Raw genomic sequence first — 25,890 nt, 5'->3', positions numbered from 1 at the left:
GTTTAATAATTTACTATAAATTTGTTGCTTGGTAACAGTTAAAAAAGAGGAGACTAAAAATTGATCAAAGAAAAAATCACTCAAATTAAATCATATTTTAAAACATTATCTACAAATCAACAACTAAACGAGGATTTAGATTTTTACACTTTTTTAGCTACATTAATTCCTGTTCCTGGATATCAACAAGCGGCATTATTAGTTAATAAGTTAGTTAATAATCACAATCTAAAACTTTTAATTACAGATTTGAGAGAGTGTATTTATCAAACTAATACACGTATTTCTACAATTGAAGACGACATAGAGAAAATTCAACTAATGGCTATGACTGTGTCTACTGTATCAGCCTTAGATGAGAAAATTAATTTAATTATGGAACAAGCACAGCAAGAGCTGCCATCTGAATTTATTGTTGAAACTGAGAATTGGAGTACACAAACTATCATTAATCAAATTATTAATTCAGGATTTACATCAGTGTCAGCGAATAATAACAGTCATAATCGTTTGCACAATGTTGAAATTAATTCAAGACGTACTCATTTACGTGCTACAAATCATTCATCAAATTATTTGCAAGGTACAGAATTTAAGGACTCTATAGGTACTGTAGGAATGAACGGAATTACACAGCAAGGAAATATTCAGGTTACGGGAAATTCCATAGGTTTTGGTGAAGAGAGTGCATTGATTTTTGGTAATCCAAATGAAGTGAATGGAATTTGTCCCATTTGTAAAAATACAGTTGTTGCAAATAAAGTGGAACTACAACAATATTCACAATTTCAATGTCCACATTGCAAAAACACTTTTCAGTATATATTAAACTAGAATACAAGCATTACAGGCTAAAAAATCAAAAATCCGTGCTTTTAAAAGTACGGATTTTTTCGGAGGAGAAGTTTGTGTCTCTTTTTAAAGTCATTTCATTCTAAAAATAACCCAGCAGTAATAATTTACCTATTATCTGGGAGTAATTTACTTTTACTGAATGGTAAAAGGATAGTGAAAAGTGAGAATAGACTTACATAAAATGGCTGACATACAACAAGTTTAAACAGAATCTTTTGGAATGACTTCACCATTATCTTTAAATGTCCATGCATCTAAATCTTGGTCGAAAATAACTTTATCCAAAGTTCCGTCAATAACCTTGAATAGTAATAACGCAATTTTTTGCCCTGTATCAACAACAGTTTTAGAAACAATTTTGAGAATGGTAAACTCATAATCGAACCCTTTAACTTCTGTAAGCACTCCTGCTAATTTGACATATTTAGTGGATTCAAATTCATATCGACCACTGGTTGGAGAATTTGTATTTCGTGGAAATGAATTGAGTACCGGTTTTAGAACTGACTGTAAATTCTCTTGTTGATTGCCTTGTTCGTCATAAAAATAAGTATCTATTGTACTAATCTCTTGTACAGAGTTTATTTCATTTGTATTAGCAAAAGTATGAAATTTATCTATTTCTTCTTGATTAGTTGCTACCCAAGAAATCTGTGGGGTATCCATTAATATGAAAGTATTTGTTATATGTATTTTTTGTATTCGTCCATCCCAATCAGTATCTTTAAATCCTCTAAGTATTGCTAATTTGATTCCTTCTTCTTCAGCGAAAGACCTTGCTCCTTTAGTGTACCCCTCGGTGGTAACAACAAAAGCTTCATCAGGTTTAATTTGTGAAATAGCCCCAAAAAAATCTCTTATTATACTTATACCTACTTTTGTATCGTAGTCTTTACATTCAATTAAAACTCTCTTTGATACGTTGGCACGTGTGATCATAACATCAATCTGGTGAGGGGTTTTCTTTCCATCACCTCGTAGTGTTAAATCATGAACTACAACATCAGAAGCGTTTAAAGTCTTAAATACTATAGCTGCAAGTCTTTCGTATTTAGTACCTTGCTTTAATTTTTCATCTGCAATATGTTCATTGTATATGATTTCGATCTCTTGACTCATTAAAGCTCCTCCATTTTTCAATATTAGTGCTACCTTATAATAAGGGATTACTTAGTTTTAATTATAAAATATTAAAGGTTTTTTTGTTTGAAAAATCAGTTAAAAATACTGGTATGAAAATAATAAATTAAGATAACGAGTGTATTTATATTAATGGAGTAAGGAACTGTAAAGCTGTTTAATTTTTATCAAACAAATGTCATCTATGTGTAAAAGATGAATTATTTCTATATGGCTACAAACCCAGTTTATATATTCCAGTACAATTACTTTATTATTTCTCCTGGAATATACTCTTCAGAAATAATTTCATAAGAGTATATATATTCCTTTTATATAAAATCTCAAGTATTTCTTGTATGAGATCACTAGGAGTATTCGTTTCTATTACATATTCTTTCGTATTTCCAGATGTGTCAATGCCTTTTAGTGAGCATATAATCTGCCTTCATTATGATAATTCGAAAATCTATATCCCTCCGCAATGTCATGTTTGTTTTGATGAATAGGTTAAATTTGGATAATACCTCAAGTAATATGAAAGGTAATAAGCATATAAAGAGTTTTATTCTTATCATGTAAAGTAATTAAATTTAAAATACGATAATTAAAATAAGTATTAGTGGCAATTCTAATTTTAGGAGGTGTATATATATGTTCCACGAATGGGGTTGTCAATGTAAGAAATGTTTTGAGGAAATAGAAGATGGATTGTATTCGATGTTTCCTAATGCTAATACGGAAGATGAGCTTGAAGAAGAATTAGAGCGTTCCTTCTCTAAAATGTTGGACCGTTAATTATTTAGTTATCTAAATATTGTACATTCACTATTCGTTTTTAAAACGTAAATTGCACCTGAAAAAGCATTCGAATGGATGCTTTTTCTTTTTTATCAAGAAATTTGAAGGAGAGTTAGATATAAGTTATTAACAATTTTATAACAATAAATGTTATTATTGTTATAAATAAATTAAAAAATAAAAGGAAAGGGTGATTGGATGCATGTAACACAACATCCCAAATTTACAAATGCGACTTCTTATATGGACGGGAAATTAAAAGAACACTTTGGTGAAAAATGTGTGGTGAAAAACATAACATTTAAACAATGTGAAGAATTTATTGAAAAAACAACACAAGTTCATTCGAAAGAGGAATTGTTTTTATTGGAAGACAGTCTAGATATAGAGGTTGATATGAATAAGCAAACCGGTTTGAAACAAACATTTTTAAGTATTTGGAGTTCTGTTTTATTAGGAATAGTGGTAGCTTTAGTTACAATGCTTAATTCGAACGTACAGTCGCTAATTACTTTTATAGGAAAAACATTTGTTGATAGTAACGCAAACAAAGAACAAGCGATTAAAGAACTATCCAAGTTGATTAATGATAGCTATAAAATGTCATTAAACCAAGTTGTTACACCTGTTTTTTATGTAGTTTTTCTTGGCATTACTGGTACCTGTGTATTTATAATTTGGAGACATAACAAAATGTTGCAGAAAAGTTTGTTTCACCACAAAATTATTAAGAGGTGTATAGACTTAAAGGAGAGAACAAATTCAGAAGGAGAGGAAAAAGATAAAAATTATATTAAAGATGTTGTAAGTGCATGAATATGGACGATTTTTGCGTAAATCGACTTAACTTTGTGACGAGTGGGTTAATAATAGGCAATTTCAAAATCAAATAGCAGTAGTAATAAAAAGACTTAGAAATGAATGATAAATAATTTGTACATCATTTCTAAGTCTTTTTGCTTTATTATGTGAAAATCATGAAAGGAAAAGTGAGGAAATAATTCAGCTAAATATAGAAAGAAATTCTTATAGGTTAAACTGAATTATTGGGAATATTGTGGTAGGCCAAAAGGGGTATGAGGTGTTCTAAAAATGAAAATACAAATTGTTTTGTTTGATGGATTCGGAGAGCTCGTCTCTTTTGCACCTTTTGAAGTATTGAAAAGAGCAATAGAAGAAGGAGCTCCATTTACGGTTGAATTCGTTTCAAGTGAACGAAAGCAAGAAGTTACTACTTCGTTTGGAGTTACAGTTAAATTACATGATTTTTTACGAATGGATAATCGTCCAGATATGTTCATTTTCTATGTTTAATAATTTGGCTGAATATAACTTAACTTTATTCCCTTTATGACACCTCTCCAAATCCCATCAGCCTATAAAATAAGGAAAGTTCCACATAATGGACATAAACGATGCTTATAAATATAAAGTAGTATGTTATGAAAATGAATAAAGATTGCAGAGCCTACATAAAAAGGGCCTTAGCAAACCCAGAATATAAAGTGCTTTTTTGAGGATGAGAAAATATGTATAGGAGGAAGTGACATGAAAGACAATACTCCTAAGAAAATTTTATTTATTCAATCGGGAATTCCTTTTTATTATCCAATGATCGAAGCAGCAATTTTGGATAGTTTACAAAAGGTAAACAGCGATACAAGTATGGTGAGTCCAGAAAAAGCTATAAAAACCGCGTTAAAAATGAAACCAGATTTTATTTTGGTATTAAGCGGTTTAAGTGAAGAATTTAATCATATTATGCCATTCTTAAAAAAGGCAGGGTTTACTACTGGACTTTGGCTGACAGATGATCCTTATTATACGGATGTAACACAACATCTTGTGCCGTATTATGATTACATATTTACGCAAGATTTAAATTGTATCAAATTTTATAGAGGGTTAGGGTGTAACAATGTGTTCCATCTTCCGTTAGCAGCAAATCAAGATGTGTTTAAACCTTCTCAGAAAGAAGATACATATAAGTATGATCTTAGTTTTATAGGTACAGCATTTGAAAATAGACTTACCTTTGTTGATTCTATTTCAGAGTATTTAGCAGAAAAAAACATAAAAATTGTAGGATTTGGTTGGGAGAATTTAAAGAATTATGAAAGGCTAAAGGATAAAATACAACTATTGCCACTTGCGAAGTATGAGGATGCATTGCAATTTTACGTATCGACTAAAATCAATATAAATTTACATCGCTCACCAAGTGATCAGGAATTGAATTGTAATGCTGCAAATATCCAAGCATATTCAGTAAATAATAGGACGTTTGAAATTAATGCTGTAGGTTCTTTTCAATTAACTGATATACGCCCAGATGTAGGAAAGCATTACATACCGGGTGTTGAAATAGAAACTTTTAATAGTGCATCGGAGTTTATACAAAAAGCGGAGTATTATTTGGAACATGTACAAGAAAGAAAACGTATAGCAAAAAATGGACTGGATAGAACTTTGAAACATCACACATATGATAAACGAATCATACAATTATTAAACTATATTAATTTGAGGGGCGTGAAGGTGTAATCTAGTCATTAACTTACATGAAATAGCATCGATTATACTTGAAGATAAGCATTTAATGCACTGGGATAGACCAGAAGAGATTGCTGAGGACGTTTTAAATTGGTTCATATAAAAAGGTCCGTTGTTCGCATTTGAGCAACGGATTTTCTTTTGAAAAACTGAATCTAAGAGAGATAAGCAAGAGCATTACAGTTCTATCACCAATTCATTTTTTGCTATAATGGATGCGTGGCAGAAAACAGATAGAAAGATACTGCTAGTAATTTATACTTAAAATGTAGGGAGATTGAACTAAGTTATGGGGACAGAAAAAGAAATTAGTTCCGCTAAATTAATATGGAAGATGACGCGCCCGCATACATTAACGGCGACGTTTTCTCCTGTAATTTTAGGGACAGTGGCATCACTTTATGTTGCCAAAATTGATTGGCTTTTATTTATTGCGATGATGGCTGCATGTTTAGCATTGCAAATCGCGACGAACTTATTTAATGAGTACTATGATTTCAAACGTGGATTAGATACCGCTGATTCTGTTGGCATCGGTGGCGGAATTGTCCGTCACGGATTGAAACCAAAAAATGTGTTAACAGTCGCACTTTTATTGTATGTACTAGCTGCACTTATCGGAATTTATATTTGTATGAATAGTAGCTGGTGGTTAGTCGTCATTGGTTTAATTGGGATGGCAGTTGGTTATTTATATACAGGTGGTCCATTACCAATTGCGTACACTCCGTTTGGAGAATTAGTTTCTGGATTGTTGATGGGGACATGCTTTGTACTTATTGCTTTCTTTATTCAAACGAATACGATAACGACTGAAAGTGTATTAATTTCCATTCCAATTGGAATTTTAGTCGGTGCAATCAACATGTCAAATAACATCCGAGATATCGAAGAAGATATGAAAGGTGGAAGAAAGACATTAGTAATCCTCCTTGGGAGAGAAAAAGCAATAGTAACATTAGCTGTAGCCTTTTTCATTGCTTATTTATGGATTGCGGTAATTGTATTAATGGGTTATATAAGCCCTTGGGCATTAGTTATGTTCCTAGGTTTGAGAAAACCAATCTCTGCCATTCAAAGCTTCCAAAAAGGGGCAAAGGATCCCGGATATATGCGCATCGCCATGAAATCAACAGCGATGACAAATACGATTTTCGGCTTTTTATTATCAGCAGGATTACTAATAAGTTACTTGTTTTAAATAAAAACCCCCAGTTTCTCAATTTTAATTTAGAGAGATTTGGGGTTTTATTTTGACTTTGCTTCATGTTAAAAACAGTGTCATTTGAAATGAAAATACCAATACATTGCAACTTCATCATTTGTCATATCCAAACCTTTATAAACAAGAAAATCAAACCCACCAATTACAAATCCACATTTTTCATAAAATTTACATGCGGCGACATTATTATTTTGCGTTTCAAGCATAATACCTGGCATATTGCCTTCTTTTGCCCACTGCTTTGCTTGATCAATTAACTGTTTGCCAACTCCGAGTGTACGATATTTTTTATCTACTGTTATATCTTCTACGTAAGCATAGCGATTCCAATTCTTTTTCAATACTATGAATCCAATGATTTGATTATGTAACAGTGCTATGTAAATTACTTGATTCGGTTTATTTATATATTCATTGTACGTCAGTTCTTCATTATCATTTTGTAAATAAATTTTTTCATAACGCGGAACGTCTTCTACTGTATATTCTATGTGTCTATTTACTTTTGAAAGAGAAAGAATTAGCCGAGCATTCACTATAAAACTGTCATCAATCTCCGGGAAATTGTCTAAATCATTTTTTTCTAACTCTCTAATTAAAAGGCTCATTGGGATACCTCCAAATAATAGTATTTCTTCTGGTTCTTTATTTGATCCAAATTCATTCCAATTACAAAATTATAGTAGAATTTCAATAGTAAGGCTATCATTACAAGTTCTTCCTGAAATCATTAAATTTTATAAAGAGAAAGGGTATGATTAGAGGGTATACAATGATGAGGGGGATTTTTGTTTAAACTTTCAGAAAGATCAACGTCTATAGTATAAACATAGTTATTTTAAAAAGGTGTTTTTATTACTAAATCAATAATTAAGCCAAAGATCGATTTCCTATACGATAAAGAAAATCGGCTTTTTCGTTTATGTATTACGTTACAAGAGCTTTCTTATTTTCTCCGGAATGTCCTTTTTAAAAATATATGCAACAGAGTCCTTATAGTAAGAGTATCTTGTTGGGGATAATCAAAAAACGTATATCGCAATATAAAAATTTGTTTTAATACTAAAGGATACCCTACAACGATTCCTATAAATTGTTCTCAATAATTGAAAATAAAATCAATCCAGATTATTATATTGTTATTGTAAATTTATTTTATTGAAGGAGGATACATAAATGAAAAACTCAAAAGGCTCTATTGAGTCAGAGATAAGTAAAGCAATTACGCACTGGGAAAAGGACTACCTAGGACGCGGGTCTATATCCGTTAAGACAGATATATTACGAGATATGATTATCGTAAATTTACAAGGTATTTTAACGCCGGCTGAATATACTGTTTGCGAAACGAAAGACGGTATGCTAACGATAAAGAAAAATCGTTCGGAGTTAGTTGAATCTGGAATTGACGATTTGAAAGAGATTATACTCGAATTAACTGGAGAAAAAGTGAAAAGCTTTCATACGGATATAAGTTCGCGTACAGGTGAGCGAGTAATGATTTTTAAGTTGTTTCATAATCTTGAGGAAAAGTTTTAAAATAAAAAACAACTTAGGGTTAGTGGAAGATACACTAAAAATGCAGTGAGGTAATTAAGAAATCTACAAGTTGTGTACTTTATTTTATCTTATTAACAAGGTAATGATTAGAAAACAAGAAAACTTGAAATTATTTATGTATAATGAATTTTGATTCGCAAAACGGATAAATAAATTGACAAACTGCTTAATATGGTTTATCTTATAATTGTTTTAAAAATTAATAGATGCTTATTTTAACTGTTTGCTATAATTAAGGCTTTAGCATTTTTTTAATATGTAATATTGACTAAATGAAAAAGTTTCTTAATGAAAAGATAGCGCATAACATAAATTGATATATTGATTGCATAATCTAGGAGATCAGAGATATACTGTTATTTTTCATAGGAGTAATACATATATTACTATCCTCTATAAAATGGGAGCTCTTCAAAAAACTTTATTGAAGTTAGTTGAAGTGAAACCGACAATCTCCATAATTCAATGATGATATAAAATCATTGAATTATGGAAGTTGTCGGTTTTTTTTATGGAAAAAACGATGTACGAAAAAGAGTGAATAAAAATTGAAATTAAAAAAACTATCGTAATGAAAAGGAATTTTTATAGGTTATTTTCGTTTGGAAGGGAGTATTTTACATGTTAATTTCGCTAAGTTCATCAACACTGTTAACATTATTTTTTATCGCGCTTAGTGCTTCTTGGCTAAGTGGATTATTGTTTTTACATGCACGGATGCCTTTACGTTTTGTTCATATCCATATTGGTATCGCTGCTTTGCCTTCATTAGTTTCTTTACTTGCACTTGTTAATCACAATGGAGATAGAGTTGTGGGGCCTTGGCATTTAGATACTTTAGCTTGGTTCATGGCTTTCTTCGTTCTTACAATTGGTTTAATCATTCAGCGTTTCTCTGTACGTTACTTAATGGGAGATCGCTCATATCGAAAATACTTTGCACTTTTTACATTTACTACAGGTGTATCTTCGGTCGCATGGTTAAGTGATGATCTTCGCTTCATGATTATGTGTTGGGGAGCAACTCTTATAGGATTGGTTCTACTCATCGGGCTAAATAAAGGGTGGAAGGTAGTTAGTGAAGCAACAAAAATCTCAGGCTATTTATTTACAATAAGTTGGATTGCCTTGCTATCAGCTATCATTTGGCTGTTTCAAATAACTGGACAGTGGCAGTTAACATCAGTTGTAACGAATGAAAATGTAGCTCAATTTGGAACATTGGAGAAAACAGGAATTAACTTATTGATTATAGTAGCTGTGATGATTCCAGCAGCACAATGGCCTTTCCAAAGATGGTTAATTGAATCAGCTGTTGCTCCGACGCCTGTTTCGGCTATTATGCATGCGGGTTTAGTAAATGCTGGTGGTATCATGTTAACTAGATTTTCACCTCTTTTTCATGATGATATTGCACAAATCATTTTACTCATTTTCTCTAGTATTTCTGTCTTAATAGGAACAGGAATTAGTTTAGTCCAAGTTGATTATAAACGTCAGCTAGTAGGATCCACTATTGCACAAATGGGGTTTATGCTGATTCAATGCGCATTAGGAGCGTATTTAGCAGCTGTTATACATTTAATGTTACATGGTTTATTTAAAGCCACACTGTTTTTACAAGCTGGTTCTTCCGTACAACGTTTTGAGGGAGTGAAGCAATCTAATGAAAAGATGTCCAATTTATGGATGATAGTCGGACGTGTTTTCGGATTATTTATAGCAATTGCTTTCTGGTTTATGACTTCTGGAGAGGGGTATCAATTCGTTAGTGCGTTCATCTTAGGTTGGTCATTATACGTTTCATGGAAACAGCTTGTTGTTTTTGGAGAGGGAAGAATGGGAAGAATTGCTGGCTTAATTGTTTTGAGTGGATTTTCTCTCATTTACTTTACCGTTCATAACTCTCTTTATAAATGGTTGCATACTGACATGTATCAAAATGTTCAACCTTCAGCTCCAGCAGTTATTTTTGTTATAAGTCTCTTATTATTTGGTAGTGTTATTAGTACTCTCGTTACTCGTAATCAATCTTCTACAATATTTGCTGTAATGTATCTTTGGTTCGTTCGAGTAGGTGAAGCGAGACAAAAGTCAGTAGAAAGTCATCCAAGCTATCTGAAACATGATGTATCAAAGGGAGGTAATCAGTGATGAGCATACAGTCAATCGTAACGAAAGAAACTTTAAAAAAGAAAGATACAAAAATTGAAATACAAGAAAAGAATATGAATGATTTAGTTGAATCTGCTAGCCGAGTGATTGCACCACTTTGGCCTATCTCAACCTTTGCAGCTCATCACCCTTGGATGGGACTTGAAAAACAATCATTTGAACAAGTTGCAGATTGGTTAAAAGAAGCTCGTAATGTAGATATATATCCTAGTGCCTCCATGATTCATTCGGCAAAGGTGAAAGGGGAGATTGAGGAATCATTTTTACAAATAGGCTTGTCTCGTTGGCTTGATTCACAATCTTTTCATATTAAGCGAGAGACAGCAGAGCGTTTTTGCCAAGAAGCTTTAAAGTTAGAAAGATTACCTTCTAGTCTGTTATCATCGCCAGAATTAAATAAATTAGCAGAAGAAATAAGTTATATAAATACAGGGAGTATGGAAGACTTTTCTATGCAACCAATCAGTTCACTTATAGAGAATCAAAAGGGTGACAACCTATCAGATGTTCTTAATTACCATATTATTAAATGGTGTAAATTATATCTTGATGACTCAGGGGCAAGTTGGACAATGCCAAACCGAGAGAAAGGTTTTTATCGTGCATGGCATCACCTTATTACATTTGATCCAGCGCTCAGTAAAACTGAACGTAAAGTTTTAAAAGATTGGCCACAGGATGCCCAGGGAGCTTTAACAAAAGCATTATCTGAACTAGGAATTTCTGAATCTAATAGGCAAGCTTACCTTGAAGGGCACTTACTTTCTTTGCCTGGATGGGCAGGAATGATACGATGGCGCTCCCAACAATCAATTAAGGAACAGGCACTCGTTATAGAATATTTAGCAGTTCGAATTTCTATGGAGCTAGCCATTGTAAAACCGTATTTACCTTTGAAAAATCAAAAGGTTGAGAAAAAAGTTTCGATCGTCCCACTTATAGCTTCTTGGATCTATTGGGGGGATATTTCAGTAGAGAAATGGTTACAAATGTCTGCAACTGAACAAAGTGAATTATTAGCATTCGCTTATCGCTTTGATGAAAATACTCGCAAGAAACTTTGGCTAGAAGCTTGGGAACAGACGCATGCAGAGCAATTAAGGGAGAAGATTGCTTCTAAACAACGTGCAACGAATGATAAAAAGCATGTAGTAGCTCAATTAGCATTTTGTATTGATGTACGTTCAGAACCGTTTCGCCGCCACCTTGAAAAATTAGGTCCGTTTGAAACGTTTGGAATAGCTGGTTTCTTTGGGTTACCAATTGCGACTACTGAACTAGGCAGTAATAACAGCCATCCTTCTTTGCCAGTTATATTAAAACCGAAACATCAAATAAAAGAACTCGCGGATGAAAATGAATATAAATCTTATGAGCAACGTAAGAAGATAGACAGCTCAGTAAGTTATACGTTTAAGACGATGAAAAAAAATGTACTGACAAGTATGCTATTACCTGAGGTAAGTGGCCCTTTACTTGGTTTACAAATGATAACAAGGAGTTTTGTGCCAAGAAGAGTAGGTGGCTTCATTCGTAACCTTCGTAAAAATATGTTACAAAAACCTAATACAACATTCTCACTTAATCATGTCCATGATACAAAATGTGAGATACCTATCGGTTTTACGAAAGAAGAAAAAGTGAACTATGTGCGTCAAGCTTTAAAAATGGTAGGACTGACAGAAAAATTTGCGCCGTTAGTTGTAATGTGTGGACACAGTAGTCAAAGTACGAACAATCCTTATGCCGCAGCGCTTGAGTGTGGTGCTTGTGGCGGAGCAGCGGGAGGGTTTAATGCAAAAGTTTTCGCTACTTTATGTAATCTTCCAGAAGTAAGAGAGGCGTTGTCTGCTGAAGGCATTAACATTCCTGAGGACACCATTTTTGCAGCAGCTGAACATAAAACAACAGTGGATGAATTGGAATGGATTTACGTCCCAAAACTTTCGGAAACTGCGCAAGAAGCATTTGATTGTATTGAGTCGATTATGCCAAATGTGAGCCAAGAGGCAAATAAAGAGCGTTTAATGAAATTACCTCATTTTAAAACGGAAATAAAAAATCCGAGTAAAGAGGCACATCGATTTGCAGAAGATTGGAGTGAAATACGTCCGGAATGGGGATTAGCTCGTAATGCATCTTTTATTATCGGGCAGCGTGAATTGACTCAGGATTGTGACTTAGAAGGTAGGGATTTCCTTCATAATTATGATTGGAAACAGGATGAAAATGGCGATATATTAGCTAGCATCATAGCGGGACCAGGAACAGTAGCGCAGTGGATCAATCTACAATATTACGCTTCAACTGTAGCTCCTCATTATTATGGTAGTGGAAACAAAACAACACAAACCGTTACGGCAGGTCTCGGTGTTATGCAAGGAAATGCAAGTGATTTGTTATCAGGCTTACCTTGGCAATCCGTTATGCAGTCAGATAGTGAAACGTATCACTCACCACTTCGTTTACTCATTGTAATTCAAGCGCCTACTAAATATATAGAACGTTTGCTAAATAATGATTTCACATTTCGAGAAAAAGTTCAAAATGGATGGGTCAGACTTGCAAGTGTTGATCCAGAGGGACGCTGGAAAAACTGGTAGCAATCATGTAATGCATATCAACTATTGTTACTAGTTTAAAAGTTTCATCAATACAATCATGAAGAAGGAGTGCTATATATGAGTTCAAAGCATAAAAAGGTTCTATTGTTAACAGAGATGGAACAAGGAATAGAGCCTATTATCCAACAAGTAACTAACATTCAACAAGAAAACATGTTGACTATACACAGCTACGATTCCGTAATTGTACATCCTTTTGGAGATATAATGAGATCTATTATTATTGCTATTTATGAAGAAAATGTGGAAGAAATTTTTGTTGTCGGAATAGAGGATAAAAAAACAGATGTAGTTAATTTACAAATTCAACGTGATTCTATAAAAAATAACAAGGAACTAGACTATCTCTTTGAAAATTGTATGCCTGAATTTTCAAGTGGTAGCCTTGAGGAATGGCTAAGTGGAAAAGGAAATGTTAGTGAAAATATTGAGAAGAGTATAGATATGATTCGTCATCATCCATTAGTGCCTTCTAATGTTAAAGTTCAGGGGTTCATGATTGATAAAACAGGTGGAAAAGAAACAGTTGTTAAAGTTTCAGCTAATAAAGTAGCTGAATGCATAAATTAAAAACGTAAATAAAAAACTTGAGCATAATAAAAATGCTCGAGTTTTTATGCTTATTAATGATAATCTAAAGTATAGAATATATACATCTTAGGGAGGCCATATGTGTGAAGAAATGGATAAAAATTACGCTGTACTCTTTACTTGGTATTTTACTTATAGGAAGTATTAGTTTTTTTGTTTGGTCTCAGTTTAGTTATAAACCGACGAAAGAGGCTTTGTCGTTAGTGGATGATAAAAAAGATGAAGATTATATAGTTTTTGGAGAGAAAGATGCGAAAATAGGTGTTATTTTTTATCAAGGAGCGAAAGTAGAAGCCGAGGCTTATAGTTATTTAGGAGAAGCTCTTGCGAAAGATGGACATTTTGTAGTAATGCCTAAATTACCATTAAACTTAGCGATACTTGGAATCAATGAGGTAGATAGTGTAATTGAAAAGTATCCGGAAGTTCAAAAATGGTATGTTGCGGGGCATTCAATGGGCGGAGCTATGATTTCTAAGTATGCCTTTCAACATGAAGAAAAGGTAGACGGGATTATTTTCTTAGGTTCGTATCCTGCAGATGACTTTTCTACGAAATCGATCCCGATGTTATCAATTTATGGAGAAGTAGATGCGTTAGCAACTGTAGAAAAAATAGAGGACAATAAAAAGTTTATGTCAAAGAATACAACTATGCACATGATAAAAGGCGGAAACCATGCTCATTTTGGCATGTATGGTGAGCAAAAGGGTGATAATGCGAGTTTAATTACGTCAAAAGCACAACGAGATGAAACAGTGAAAGTAATGGAAGAATGGCTATTGAAACAATGATAATCAGTTTAATAAATCGATGGAGATTATATAAAAAAGATTCTTACTATGTAAGAGTCTTTTTTTTAGTAATTGCTAGCATTTTTGATGTATATCCAGATCTTGAATGGATCAATTCGCATGAAATAACCTTATTTGGGTATAAATATTAAAAAATGGAAGGAGTTTAATATGAAAAAAATGATAGCGGTTTTGTTTACTTGTAGCTTTCTTTTACTAAGTGTACAAGGGATGGCAAATGCAGAGGATTCTTCAAAAGAGATTTCCTATACAGAAAACAATGCAAGTAAAATCTTTGAAAATCCAAAAGTTTTTTATAGTAAGGTTAAAAATCATACGTATCGTTCTTTCTATGTCCCTTTTCATGACGCTGAAAATCATATACAGAAAACAGTTCTATATAAAGATTTACAATCGACTATGAAATCCGAAATAGGACCGTGGATAAGTAAGACAGCGGGTACACAAGAAAATCCTAAAATTAATCCGAATAGACAAATTTACTTAATAGCATCATGGACAGAAACAGAAAAAAAATTCCGAGTAAAATATCTTATCGCTGATGCTGAAACAAAGACGACTCTTTGGACTGGAGAAGATAAAGGAATGAAAAAAATAAGCTGATTAAAAATCAGCTTATTTTTTATTTGTTTACTATCTTCAATTGCTCTCTTATTTTCTCCGGAATATCCTTTTCTGCAATAATATCGTAAGAATAAACATATTTTCCTTTTACATGAATCTTTAAGAAAGTTTTTCTAATAAAATCATTAGGGGTGTTCGTTCCAACTTTATATTCTTTTTCATTGTTTAACTCATCAACACCTTTTAGGGCGTACATAGCTCGTCCTTTATGATGATAATCCGGAACACCATATCCTTTTGCAACCGCATATACATTTTTTTCTTCAGCAATCGGATTAAATCTGTCTAAATCCCCGCGTAATATGAAAGGTAGTAAGTATATAGGAAGACCTATTCCTATTATGCAAATTACAAATTTTTTCATGATCGTTTCTCCTCTTGTTAAATTACTTATTTTAAGTATAGGAAAAAATTCTTATGAATTTAGAAGTGAATTTCTTAAGTTTTTCTTAAATAGGTGTTTAAAGGAGGGATAACAGTGTATGGTTATTCTTTCATGCAAATCGTATTATTTTTTATCCCGCGAAAATGTTTTTTTCATTAGATAATTACTTTACCAAGAATCGGGATGTTTGCGGATACATTTATTTTTGGGATACATAATTATATTTAGAGAATACCCAGTTACAGTATTTGAACTTTTAATAAGAAGGGATGCGAAGGAATGAACTCACAGAGACAAGGCTATGCAGGCTGGTGGCAAGGCGGACACGGTGGTTGGCCGGGTGGACACGGCGGTTGGCAAGGCGGGCACGGTGGTTGGCAAGGCGGGCACGGTGGTTGGCAAGGTGGACACGGTGGTTGGCAAGGCGGGCACGGTGGTTGGCAAGGTGGACACGGTGGTTGGCAAGGCGGACACGGTGGTTGGCAAGGCGGGCATGGTGGTTGGCCGGGCGGACACGGTGGTTGGCAAGGTGGACACGGTGGTTGGCAAGGCGGACATAGTGGTTGGCCGGGCGGACACGGTGGCTGGCAAGGTGGACATGGATATTAAAAAGATACTATAAAATCATTTTTTTATACAAAGTTTGTATATTTTCATTTGTATAGTAAGGATATAATGAAAACAGCAAAAAAATCCTGTGAAGTAAGGATTCTATACGTAAAATGAAAGCAGTGGAAATGTCAAAAGAACAAAAGATACCGCTTTTTATTATTCAAGGAGAACGAGACTATCAAGTTCAATCGAAAATCGAAATCCCTCTTTGGAAAGAACAACTAAAAGAACGAGGTAACGTTGATTATCGACTATATCCAAAGTTAAATCATTTTTTTACAGAGGGTGATGGGGAAATAAGTAAACCAGATGAATATTATGTCCTGCTAATATCCCCGAGTATGTTATAAATGATATTGCTGCTTGGGTGCAAGGAAGATTGCAATTAAATTAGCAACCATATGTTTTAATAAAGACTTTCTTTCTGCGATTAAAATAGAAACATTACTATTAGGTTATATTTTTTAAAAACACTCTTTGAAAAGGAGTGTTTTTTATTTTTCTAAATAGAAATTTTCTATAAAATAAGGGACATGCCTTTTACACAAATCGTTATTTGTAACACTGCTATCAAAGGAAAGTGCTCGTGACATCTCTTTAATATTCAAAAACATTAATAATCTATCGTGTGAAATTTTTTGAAAATTTAGGTTTAACATCTTTAAAATAGGTGTATTACATATTACATAACAACTAAATAAAAAATCTAAAGGAGGAAAAATACGATGCATAAGAATGAAAGAAAACTGGTGGTTCATGAATATGATAATGAACAGGAAGTAGTTATGAAAGTAAAAGAGCTAGAATTGCAAGGGATTCACCAAGATGACATTTACGTCTTAACACATGAAAAACATATAACAAAAAAGATTGCGGATGATACAAACATAAATACGATTGGAGTAAAAGAACAAGGATTGGGCACAAGTATTATCAACTTTTTCTCCAAAAAAGGGGACGAGCTCCGAAATCAAATGGAAGAAATGGGATTGTCGAAGGAGGAAGCTAACTTATATGAAGAAAAACTAGATCAAGGGAGAATTTTACTCCTAGTAACAGATGAAACACTAACGGCGAGTGATAGGCAACCGCAAAACTATCATTCTCTCTAATAGATTGCAATAGGTAAGGTAATTATTTTAGCTTGTAGCATGGAAGAAAATAAAAGTGGAGAAGGGTGAGAAAAAATGAAACATACAATATTTAAATACGCTATGATTGGGATTACGACTGGAGTTATAGTCTCCTTATTAAAAAAGGAAAATCGGAAAGCGATACAAACAAAAGGAAAAAGCGTAAAAGAAAAATTGCAAGAAGGAAACATAAAGGAAACATTGGAGAAGGTAACCGAAACAAGTAAACAATTCTCTGTAACTGCAGCTAATGTTGCAAAACAAACATTACCACAACTGCTTACAGCCACACCAGTTGTCATTTCTACCATTAAAGACTTAACAGAAAACGAAACGAACAAAAAGAAAACAGATGAAAAGGATAACGAAATAAATCAAAACAGTAAGGACATAGACGGAGAAAAAACGAAAAATGAAAAGAAATATATGAAAGAAGAGAGTGCTTAGATTTAATTCTAAAAAGAGAAAGTGAGGAAAAAGGTATGAAATCTCTGTATGCAATTGATGTAGGAATTGGTTTTACTAAGCGGGCATATCGACAGGATGTAGATTCTGAGGTGACGATTAAGAGTGAAGCTTCCACACTAGCCCCTGTACCTAATCATGATGAAAGTGAAGATTTAACAAAGGTAAGTTTTATAGATTTAGACTTTGCATACTACATGGGAAATGAAGCGCATCAATCTGACGCTTCATTGCTTCCTCCATTTGACGAAGAAATAGAAAATTATTATGAAAGCGAACGGTTTAAACAACAAATATTTGGTTGTATTGCAAAGGATTATAAAGAAAATGTCGTGTTACCTTTAGTTGTTACCGGGCTTCCTGTCACTTATTTTGGTAGTCAGCATGAGCAATTACAACGTGCACTAAAAAAAGAAACTTCTGTGCAAATTGATGGGAAATTTATTACTATTACGGTGGAAAATGCTTTAATTCTTCAGCAACCGGTCGCTTTACATGCCTATTTCTTAAAAGAGGGAATTATTCAGGAACAAGATCGTATCTTAATTATTGATGGTGGATTTCGTACATTAGAAATGACAGATATGAAACAGAATGTCATTTTAAATCATTATGAGACGGAACTAGGATGTAGCAAGCCTTTGAAAAATATTAAGAATATCGTGCAGAATCATGCGGGTGAAAGTAATCAATTGCATATTAACGATATGCCAAACATATTAGAAAAAGGATATGGAGGTCGAGAAGAAGATCCTCAGACAAGTCAGGTTTATACTTTGATTCAAAAAGAGTTGGATGCACACTTCCAAGACGTTATGCGTGTATTACAAGAACAATTTAAGTTAGACCAGTATGACACTATTATTTGGACAGGAGGAATAGTAGATCTCCACAAAAAACGAATTGAAAAAATGCAAGGTGAAATTTCTTCTTTCCGTATGGTAGACGCTTCGAAAGAGGCTGCACTTCATGGATACTACATGATTGGAAGTCAAGTATTTGACGACATCACCAATCAATCTGTATATGAATCTAAATTATAATAACGACCAAAATGGAGTTCGTTGAATAGACGTGCCAAATTATGTAGCTTCTTTTCCAGATATAAAAAATGCTTTATAAGAAAAGATAAAAAGTGCTTGTATAGAGGAAATGTTTAAATTTGAGAATAAAAATAGCTAATATATAGGGGGTCTTCCTTTTAATAGAATAAGACCTCCTATGCCATTTGTCCCACTTTAATGGGCAGTAAGACCCCCACCTCAAAATTCTGCGAAAGCAAAGAATTTAGGTGGGGGTCGGGCTGCCCATAAAAGTCCGATTGGTGAGGGCTAATAATCAGTGGGGGATGAAGAAAACCCCCACTGATTAAAGTTTCACTTTATTTTGTAATTTAGTTGATCTAAAAACTTTTCCTCCAAGACATGAATACCTACATACAAATTTCATATTACGGATATGATTCGATCAAACATAAAACTATTTAGAAAGGAAGAATAATATGGAATGCATAAAAATGCCGAAATGGAGTTGGTATCATGTGAAAACTAGTGAGCTTGAAAAACTTTCTTCTATAATTCCTCGTGATGTAACATCTTATTTCTCTCAATTTGTAAAGAAAATAAGTTCTCCTTGTGAAAATGGATTATATGTTTATACGTTATCATCAAGTCAAACTTGTGTATATGGTTCGTTTTTATATGATCAAGATAAAAAGGACGCCAAAATTCAAAAATTTCTTCATTATTTCGTAGCTCATGGAATACTCATAACGGTTCAGGAAAAAGAGGAAGGGGACTTTCAGAAATTAATACATAAGGCCTCTTTTAGTGCAAAAAATTGTAATAGTTCCGCTGAAGGATTATGTGCTATCTTATCAATGTTTATATCTCACTACTTGCGAAAGGTTGACTATTTCGAAAACAATTTTAGGAATGTATTATGGGATTTTTATCATCATAATAACATAGCAGTTTTAGAAAGAATTTATCATATTCGTCATGAACTATTTATGAACACACATGTGTTTCGCTTAATACAAGAAGTGTTACAAGGCCTGAAAGAAGCTTGGTTAGAAAACTTAACAAACACTCTTTGTTATAAGCAAACAAACGTAAAATTAGAGCGTGGATTACAACTTGTTAAAGAGTACCAAGAAGAATTGGACACGATGATTCATTTACAAGAAGTTGTTTCTTCACATCGTGGGAATGAGATTATGAAAGCTCTTACTGTATTAACTGCTGTAAGTACGCCTTTGACGGCCTTAGGAGCATTGTGGGGGATGAATTTTAAATATATGCCTGAACTAGAATGGAAATATAGCTATTTAATCGCTCTCTTATTTATCATTTTTACAACAGGTGGTATGTATTTGTATATGAGAGTGAAAGGATGGACAGGTGACTTATTACGAGTAAAGAAAAAGAAATCTTTTTTTAAATCTAATTAATCTTGTTTATAAAATATATGATAGATATATGGTTAGTAATATTTATTAATTGGGATAGTATCATTTCGATTTTACAATAGAGATATCGCTGCTTTCAGCAAAACAGACTTCAGAGGCGATTTAGCCAAGATTAATATACCTACCCTTGTTATTCATGGTGATTCAGATGCAACTGTACCATTTGAATATAGTGGGAAATTAACACATGAAGCACTCCTATTATTCTTAAAGGACTGATTACAACTATATCATTGTTAATTGATACATGATAAATAATTTGCAATTCTATCATATTTTTTCTAATAAATGGAAATACCTAAAGGTGAATAATTTTGAGGAGGTTTTCAATTATGGAAGAAAACCAGGACATGAATTCTCTAGATGAACAAGACGTGAAACGTGAGACATTGACAACACGACAGGGGCACCCTGTGAAGGATAATCAAAATATCCGAACAATTGGGAATCGTGGTCCAGCAACACTTGAAAATTATCATTTCATCGAAAAAATTTCTCATTTTGATCGAGAAGAGGTTCCAGAACGTGTAGTACATGCGCGAGGAGCTGGAGCATTTGGGTATTTTGAAACGTATGGAAAAGTTGGAGATGAGCCGGTAGAAAAATATACTCGTGCGAAAGTGTTTTCGGGGGCTGGCAAAAAAACACCGTTAATGGTTCGTTTTTCTACAGTAGCTGGAGCTAAGGACTCATCAGAAACAGCAAGGGATCCACGAGGCTTTGCAGTGAAAATGTATACGGAAGATGGTAACTGGGATTTAGTAGGGAATAATTTAAAAATTTTCTTTATTCGTGATGCGATGAAGTTCCCAGATATGATTCATGCGTTTAAGGTTGATCCGGTTTCGAATGTGGCGAATCCTGAGCGGATGTTTGATTTTGTTTCTCGTACCCCGGAGGCAACGCATATGATTACATTTTTATTTTCTCCATGGGGTATTCCAGCAACATATCGCCATATGCAGGGATCTGGTGTAAACACTTATAAATGGGTAAATGAAAAAGGCGAAGCGGTATTGGTGAAATATCACTGGGAGCCGAAGCAGGGAATTCGAAATTTAACACAAGAAGATGCAAACAGTATTCAAGCAATGAATGTTAGTCATGCAACACAAGATTTATATGAAGCAATTGAGCGCAAAGATTATCCAGAGTGGGAGCTATTTGTACAAATTATGGAGGATGATTATCATCCAGAACTCGATTTTGATCCTCTTGATGATACGAAGCTTTGGCCAGAGGAGCAGTTCCCCTGGTTACCAGTAGGACGTATGGTTCTTGATCGTAATCCAGTTGATTACCATTCAGACATTGAACAAGCTGCTTTTGGTACAGGAGTACTTGTTGATGGCATGGACTTCTCAGACGATAAAATGCTACAAGGTCGTACTTTCTCTTATTCAGATACGCAACGTTATCGCGTTGGTGCAAACTATCTGCAATTACCTGTAAATGCACCTAAAGCACCTGTTCGTACAAATCAACATCGTGGTCAAATGGATATGCGTAATCCGAAAGAGTCTGGAGAAAATCCGCATATTAACTATGAGCCATCTATGCTGGGTGGTTATAAAGATGCAAAACAAGAAAAGCACCATCCACACCAACCAACTTACAATGCGGCTGCTATGAGTGCACCAATCGATCGTCCTAATAATTATGGTCAAGCAGGTCACACGTATCGTAGTTTTGAGGAGTGGGAACGAAATGAGTTGGTTAAAAATCTATCTGAAGCACTTGCAGTATGTGACAAAAGAATTCAGAATGCGATGATTGCACACTTCACACAAGCTGATGAAGAGTATGGCCGTCGTGTTAAAGAAGGTATTGAAAAGAAAATGAAAGAAGCTAAAACGGAAAACAAACTTCCAGGCCGCGAAGTAAGTAAATCAAAATATGGCCAAGGTTCATTAGCTGCAAACGAAGCAACAAAAGATGCAGTAAAGAAAAGCCATGAATCAGATCCTTATTAATTAGACATAAGCACAATAGGATATACTTAGAGGTGCCGTAAAAATGGTTGGGCAGCCTTTCATACGATTACTAAGTAGTTTTGTTTAAAAATATGAGGGGTATTAAATATCATAAGATAATTGATAAACAAGTAAAAAATAAAGCTTTATAAAAGATGCTCTTGGATAAATCCAGGAGCACCTTTTTGAATGCGGCGTAGTGCACCACTGTAATCAATTTAAAGAATCGAAATCTTCTATAACGAAATTTTTGCTCATTTTTAAATATTGATATTGAAATGTTAGGTTGATAAATCTCTATTAGTTTCGAGTTGAATATTTTTCTTAACGGCTAAAATTTATGGATTAGAGTTTTTTTGTCTCTTAGGTGGATTGCTATATTACTATCAAGATAATATTTTGAATAATCCTCAAAACAAAGAAATGTTTTTGTCAGAAAACGATAAAATCTTATTAATTTTTATAATTAGTAGAATTTTTATAGAAATAATCCTCTTAATATATTAAAATAACATCGTATTATGTAAGATTTTAATTATTAGGGGAGAGAAATTTTATGTTGAAAAAAATCATTCTAGTTGCTTTAGCATTAAGTACAGTTACTTTTACTAGTGTATTCGCTGTGCCTTCAGCCCAAGCAAGTACAGAATCAAACCGCTACATAGATGTGCAAATGCTCGGGATTAACGATTTTCATGGGCAACTAGACACAGTAAAAAAAATTAACAATAAAGATGCAGGGGGAATCGAGTACTTAGGGGCTTATTTACGCGATCGTGAAAAACAAAATCCGAATACATTAAAAGTACATGCTGGCGATGTTGTTGGAGCAAGTACTCCTGTTTCAGCATTATTACAAGACGAACCTACCATTGAATTTCTAAATGATTTGAAATTCGATGTTGGAACAATAGGAAATCATGAATTTGATGAAGGTGTTGAAGAAATGAACCGCCTTATTTATGGTGGATACCATGAGAAAACAGGGAAATTTAAAGGAGCAAAATTCCCATATGTTGCCGCAAATTTCTATAATAAATCCACTGGTCGTTTATTTTTACCACCATTCACTATAAAAAAGGTACAAGGAGTTCCTGTTGGATTTATCGGAGTCGTAACAACGGATGTGCCTAACCTTGTTATGCCTACTATGCTAAAGAATGTAGAAATTACAGATGAAGTTAAAGCTATTAACAAATCCGTAAAGCAATTAAAAAAACTAGGCGTTAAATCTATCGTTGTTCTTGCACATAACGGGGGGACAACAGATGGGAATGGCGTAACAAATGGTGATATCGTCCGATTAGCAAATGAGACTGATCCAGAAGTCGATGTTATTTTTGGGGGGCATAGCCACACTTATGTAAATGGAACTGTTAATAATAAACTTGTCGTACAAGCAAATTCTTACGGTATGGCTTTTGCTGATGTTGATGTAAAGATTGATCGTAAAACACAAGATATTGTTGAGAAAAAAGCAGAAATTGTTACAACTTACCATGAAGGCATGGAGCCTGATAAAAAAATAAAGAGGAAGATGGAGAAATATCAAGCAAAAATTGCACCTCTTGTCAATGAAGTTGTAGGTAAGTCTATTGCTCCACTAGATCGCAAACTAAATACGGCTGGTGAATCTACTCTTGGAAATTTAGTTGCTGATGCCCAGCGTGCAACAATGCAATCTCAAATTGCACTTATGAATCCTGGTGGTATTCGTAATGACTTAGATGCTGGTGATATTACATGGGGAGAGATATATGGTATTCAACCATTCGGAAATCAATTAATAAAAGTAAATTTAACGGGTCAAGATATTCGTGATATTTTAAATCAACAATGGCAAAAAGATATAACAAGAATGCTTCAAATTTCAGGGATCCAATACACTTGGGATGCAAACAAACCTAATGGAGAAAAAGTAACAAGTATGCGCCTAACAAATGGAGAAGAAATTATCCCTTCAAAAACTTATAGCGTCGTTGCGAACGCATTTCTAGCTTCAGGTGGAGATGGATTTGTATCCTTTAAAAACGGTAAAGATGCTGAAACAGGACCAACTGATTTTGAAGCATTAGTAGATTACATAAAAAAATCAAAAGAACCAATTCAGTCTATTATTGATGGAAGAATTCAAAAAATAAATTAGGTTTTTATTAATCTCAAAAAATAGATTACCTATACTTTTTAGTGTACAGGTAATCTATTTTTTGGGTTTGAAATAACGTCTTACTGTGACCGATTAATAGTAACGGGAAATTTGGCCCCTATGGAACATTAAAATCAGATGATCCAAACAGTTAAAACTACATCTTTGGCCAAGATAAAAAAGGTCAATTTATATAAATTATGTTTTGACAATAAGGGTTTGGCACCTTCAAAATAATATAACTCTAATTATGATGATAAATATACAAATAATAAAAGAAAGGCTACAAAAGTAACATGCTAGAAGAAAATAGGTGCAACTATGCGTCCAGGATGATGTATCCATAAAGGCATATCTGGAATATAAGTATACAAATGGTCAATAACCATAAGTATCATAGCAAAAACCTTGGGTTGAAAAGCATTTAATCACATAAAAATAAGTAATCCTCCTTGTAATCTTTAAATCCTTTTCCACTATACAAATAACTATCCAATTGTACTATTTCTGTTTTTGTGTAAAGCCAGATGTTTTAGCTCTCCATACAATAATATATGCAACTAGCAATATGCAGAACATTACCCATGGAAAAGAATAAACTCCAACGGTTTCCAAAAGGAATGCTCCAACCACACTTCCGCCTCCAATTGCCAAGTTCCAAGTTGTCACGAGCATTGATTGGGCGATATCTACACTATCTCTACCAGCATTTGCAATCGCAGTTTGCAGAAGTGTTGCTGCCCCGCCGAATGTAAGCCCCCATAATGTAACTGCAAAATAGATGACAATAGTTTGGTTCAATCCAATGCCTAATATTACAGATGCCATACCGAATCCAGCAATACTAAGTAAAACTAACAACCGTAACTTACTGTCAATTAATATTCCAATGATCCAAATACCAACTAATGCTGATATGCCAAATATAAGTAATATCATGTCAATCTTTGGTGCTAGCCCAATATAGTCAAGATAAGGTGCAATATAAGTATAAAGTATGTTATGTGAAAGTATCCAAGCTAATACAACAAACAGTACTGATCTTACCCCTGGAGTGACCAAAACCTTCAATAGAGATATGCGTTTTTCCTTAGATTGTCCAGGAAAGTCTGGAACCTTCGATAGAACCCAAATTACTAATATTAAAGATAAAAGTGATATGATTCCGAAGACAGAGCGCCATCCCAAAAATGACCCAAGAAATGTTCCAAGAGGAACTCCAAATGCAAGAGCAAGAGGGGTCCCAGCCATAGCTACGGCCATAGCCTTCCCTCTAAGTGATTCTGGTGCCATTAGACGGGCATATCCAGCAGTCATCCCCCAAAGAATACCTGCAGTTACACCAGCTAAGAAGCGAGCTATTAACGTTAAAGTATAGTTAAAAGAAAAAGCTGTAATAGTATTAAATAAAAGGAATCCGACGATACATAGAAGTAACAAAGGCTTCCTTCTCCATGCTTGAGTTGCTGTAGTTAAAGGAATAGCAGCTAATAATGATCCAAGAGCATATGAAGTAATAAGTTGACCAGCAAGAGATTCAGTAACTCCTAGTCCATGACCAATCTCTATTAATAACCCAGCAGGTATAGTTTCTGTTAGTATACAGATAAATCCAGCCAGCGCCAGAGCAATTAAACCATTCCACGGAAGGCGTTCTGGTAAAGGGGAAGTGGTAGCGCTTCTTTGGGTGGATAAGCTTACATTTTGATCCATATGAATAGCACCTCATCATATTAGTTTTTATTTAATCAACAAATCCTTTGA

23 protein-coding genes and 4 pseudogenes are annotated in these 25,890 nt (G+C 33.9%); 21 read left to right on the top strand and 6 right to left on the bottom strand.

Features of this window, described 5'->3' with window-relative positions; translation table 11 throughout:
• Positions 1-60 precede the first annotated feature (60 nt).
• Positions 61-834 (top strand): hypothetical protein, encoded by a 774-nt coding sequence (locus tag ACTFNE_RS09245; protein ID WP_061182537.1) that lies wholly within the window; start codon positions 61-63, stop codon positions 832-834.
• 222 nt (positions 835-1,056) lie between these two features.
• Here the strand turns inward: ACTFNE_RS09245 and ACTFNE_RS09240 are convergent, their stop codons facing one another.
• The gene (locus tag ACTFNE_RS09240; protein WP_270706110.1) at positions 1,057-1,974 is read right to left on the bottom strand and encodes a restriction endonuclease; all 918 of its coding nucleotides are present in this window, start codon (positions 1,972-1,974) and stop codon (positions 1,057-1,059) included.
• A gap of 654 nt (positions 1,975-2,628) precedes the next feature.
• Between ACTFNE_RS09240 and ACTFNE_RS09235 the strand changes: the two genes are divergently transcribed.
• The 5 genes and pseudogenes from ACTFNE_RS09235 (at position 2,629) to menA (ending at position 6,529) form a co-directional block, all read left to right on the top strand.
• A complete protein-coding gene (locus ACTFNE_RS09235; protein ID WP_270706111.1) occupies positions 2,629-2,772 on the top strand; it encodes a hypothetical protein in 144 nt (47 codons plus the stop codon).
• A gap of 201 nt (positions 2,773-2,973) precedes the next feature.
• Positions 2,974-3,591, top strand: a complete 618-nt coding sequence (locus tag ACTFNE_RS09230; protein WP_258404246.1) for a hypothetical protein — start codon at positions 2,974-2,976, stop codon at positions 3,589-3,591.
• Between the two features lie 276 nt (positions 3,592-3,867).
• A pseudogene (locus tag ACTFNE_RS09225) lies at positions 3,868-4,077 on the top strand (DJ-1/PfpI family protein); the annotation flags it as partial.
• 246 nt (positions 4,078-4,323) lie between these two features.
• Positions 4,324-5,319 carry a CgeB family protein gene (locus ACTFNE_RS09220; RefSeq protein WP_270706112.1) on the top strand — a complete coding sequence of 332 codons (996 nt, stop codon included), beginning with the start codon at positions 4,324-4,326 and terminating at the stop codon, positions 5,317-5,319.
• A 298-nt stretch (positions 5,320-5,617) separates the two neighbouring features.
• A complete protein-coding gene (menA, locus tag ACTFNE_RS09215) occupies positions 5,618-6,529 on the top strand; it encodes a 1,4-dihydroxy-2-naphthoate polyprenyltransferase (protein ID WP_270706113.1) in 912 nt (303 codons plus the stop codon).
• Between the two features lie 80 nt (positions 6,530-6,609).
• Here menA and satA read toward each other — a convergent pair whose 3' ends face one another.
• The gene (gene satA, locus ACTFNE_RS09210) at positions 6,610-7,161 is read right to left on the bottom strand and encodes a streptothricin N-acetyltransferase SatA (protein ID WP_270706114.1); all 552 of its coding nucleotides are present in this window, start codon (positions 7,159-7,161) and stop codon (positions 6,610-6,612) included.
• Positions 7,162-7,729: 568 nt separating this feature from the next.
• Here satA and ACTFNE_RS09205 point away from each other — a divergent pair.
• From ACTFNE_RS09205 to ACTFNE_RS09180, 6 genes are all read left to right on the top strand, one after another.
• A complete protein-coding gene (locus tag ACTFNE_RS09205) occupies positions 7,730-8,092 on the top strand; it encodes a DUF2294 domain-containing protein (RefSeq protein ID WP_000798158.1) in 363 nt (120 codons plus the stop codon).
• A 642-nt stretch (positions 8,093-8,734) separates the two neighbouring features.
• The gene (locus tag ACTFNE_RS09200) at positions 8,735-10,267 is read left to right on the top strand and encodes an NADH dehydrogenase subunit 5 (protein WP_048556950.1); all 1,533 of its coding nucleotides are present in this window, start codon (positions 8,735-8,737) and stop codon (positions 10,265-10,267) included.
• On the top strand, positions 10,267-12,891 hold the full coding sequence (locus ACTFNE_RS09195) for a DUF2309 domain-containing protein (protein WP_270706115.1): 2,625 nt from the start codon (positions 10,267-10,269) through the stop codon (positions 12,889-12,891). The genes ACTFNE_RS09200 and ACTFNE_RS09195 overlap by 1 nt, the downstream gene beginning before the upstream one ends.
• 78 nt (positions 12,892-12,969) lie before the next feature.
• On the top strand, positions 12,970-13,482 hold the full coding sequence (locus ACTFNE_RS09190) for a carbonic anhydrase (protein ID WP_046199406.1): 513 nt from the start codon (positions 12,970-12,972) through the stop codon (positions 13,480-13,482).
• A gap of 104 nt (positions 13,483-13,586) precedes the next feature.
• A complete protein-coding gene (locus ACTFNE_RS09185) occupies positions 13,587-14,297 on the top strand; it encodes an alpha/beta hydrolase (protein ID WP_270706116.1) in 711 nt (236 codons plus the stop codon).
• Positions 14,298-14,468: 171 nt separating this feature from the next.
• A complete protein-coding gene (locus ACTFNE_RS09180; RefSeq protein WP_046199408.1) occupies positions 14,469-14,921 on the top strand; it encodes a hypothetical protein in 453 nt (150 codons plus the stop codon).
• Positions 14,922-14,940: 19 nt separating this feature from the next.
• Here ACTFNE_RS09180 and ACTFNE_RS09175 read toward each other — a convergent pair whose 3' ends face one another.
• Positions 14,941-15,306, bottom strand: a complete 366-nt coding sequence (locus tag ACTFNE_RS09175; protein ID WP_046199409.1) for a YxeA family protein — start codon at positions 15,304-15,306, stop codon at positions 14,941-14,943.
• Between the two features lie 300 nt (positions 15,307-15,606).
• Here ACTFNE_RS09175 and ACTFNE_RS09170 point away from each other — a divergent pair, with 300 nt between their 5' ends.
• Positions 15,607-15,936: a hypothetical protein gene (locus ACTFNE_RS09170; protein ID WP_270706117.1), complete on the top strand. Its 330-nt coding sequence runs from the start codon at positions 15,607-15,609 to the stop codon at positions 15,934-15,936.
• 98 nt (positions 15,937-16,034) lie between these two features.
• Positions 16,035-16,333 (top strand): annotated as a pseudogene (locus ACTFNE_RS09165) (alpha/beta hydrolase); the annotation flags it as partial.
• Positions 16,334-16,433: 100 nt separating this feature from the next.
• Here ACTFNE_RS09165 and ACTFNE_RS09160 read toward each other — a convergent pair.
• On the bottom strand, positions 16,434-16,532 hold the full coding sequence (locus ACTFNE_RS09160) for an acyl dehydratase (protein ID WP_080445125.1): 99 nt from the start codon (positions 16,530-16,532) through the stop codon (positions 16,434-16,436).
• Between the two features lie 132 nt (positions 16,533-16,664).
• Here ACTFNE_RS09160 and ACTFNE_RS09155 point away from each other — a divergent pair, with 132 nt between their 5' ends.
• The 7 genes and pseudogenes from ACTFNE_RS09155 (at position 16,665) to ACTFNE_RS09125 (ending at position 24,126) form a co-directional block, all read left to right on the top strand.
• Positions 16,665-17,051 (top strand): general stress protein, encoded by a 387-nt coding sequence (locus tag ACTFNE_RS09155; RefSeq protein WP_046199412.1) that lies wholly within the window; start codon positions 16,665-16,667, stop codon positions 17,049-17,051.
• A gap of 75 nt (positions 17,052-17,126) precedes the next feature.
• Positions 17,127-17,519 (top strand): hypothetical protein, encoded by a 393-nt coding sequence (locus ACTFNE_RS09150; RefSeq protein WP_000683204.1) that lies wholly within the window; start codon positions 17,127-17,129, stop codon positions 17,517-17,519.
• 35 nt (positions 17,520-17,554) lie between these two features.
• On the top strand, positions 17,555-18,580 hold the full coding sequence (locus ACTFNE_RS09145; protein ID WP_270706118.1) for a ParM/StbA family protein: 1,026 nt from the start codon (positions 17,555-17,557) through the stop codon (positions 18,578-18,580).
• A gap of 458 nt (positions 18,581-19,038) precedes the next feature.
• Positions 19,039-19,989 carry a magnesium transporter CorA family protein gene (locus tag ACTFNE_RS09140; protein WP_046199414.1) on the top strand — a complete coding sequence of 317 codons (951 nt, stop codon included), beginning with the start codon at positions 19,039-19,041 and terminating at the stop codon, positions 19,987-19,989.
• Positions 19,990-20,052: 63 nt separating this feature from the next.
• Positions 20,053-20,226 (top strand): annotated as a pseudogene (locus ACTFNE_RS09135) (alpha/beta fold hydrolase); the annotation flags it as partial.
• A 113-nt stretch (positions 20,227-20,339) separates the two neighbouring features.
• Positions 20,340-21,980, top strand: coding sequence for a catalase (locus tag ACTFNE_RS09130; protein ID WP_270706119.1), 1,641 nt, complete (start codon positions 20,340-20,342; stop codon positions 21,978-21,980).
• Positions 21,981-22,536: 556 nt separating this feature from the next.
• Complete coding sequence (locus tag ACTFNE_RS09125; RefSeq protein ID WP_270706120.1) at positions 22,537-24,126, top strand: bifunctional metallophosphatase/5'-nucleotidase; 1,590 nt, start codon at positions 22,537-22,539, stop codon at positions 24,124-24,126.
• A gap of 302 nt (positions 24,127-24,428) precedes the next feature.
• Here the strand turns inward: ACTFNE_RS09125 and ACTFNE_RS09120 are convergent.
• Positions 24,429-24,524: pseudogene (locus ACTFNE_RS09120) on the bottom strand (TraX family protein); the annotation flags it as partial.
• Positions 24,525-24,627: 103 nt separating this feature from the next.
• Positions 24,628-25,839, bottom strand: coding sequence for an MFS transporter (locus ACTFNE_RS09115; RefSeq protein ID WP_270706122.1), 1,212 nt, complete (start codon positions 25,837-25,839; stop codon positions 24,628-24,630).
• Between the last annotated feature and the right edge of the window lie 51 nt (positions 25,840-25,890).

The organism is Bacillus cereus group sp. MYBKT111-2 (genome assembly GCF_051915205.1).
Classification (GTDB): Bacteria; Bacillota; Bacilli; order Bacillales; family Bacillaceae_G; genus Bacillus_A; species Bacillus_A paranthracis.
The sequence above is the reverse complement of the archived record's forward strand: the minus strand, read 5'-3'. Positions and strand labels throughout refer to the sequence as shown.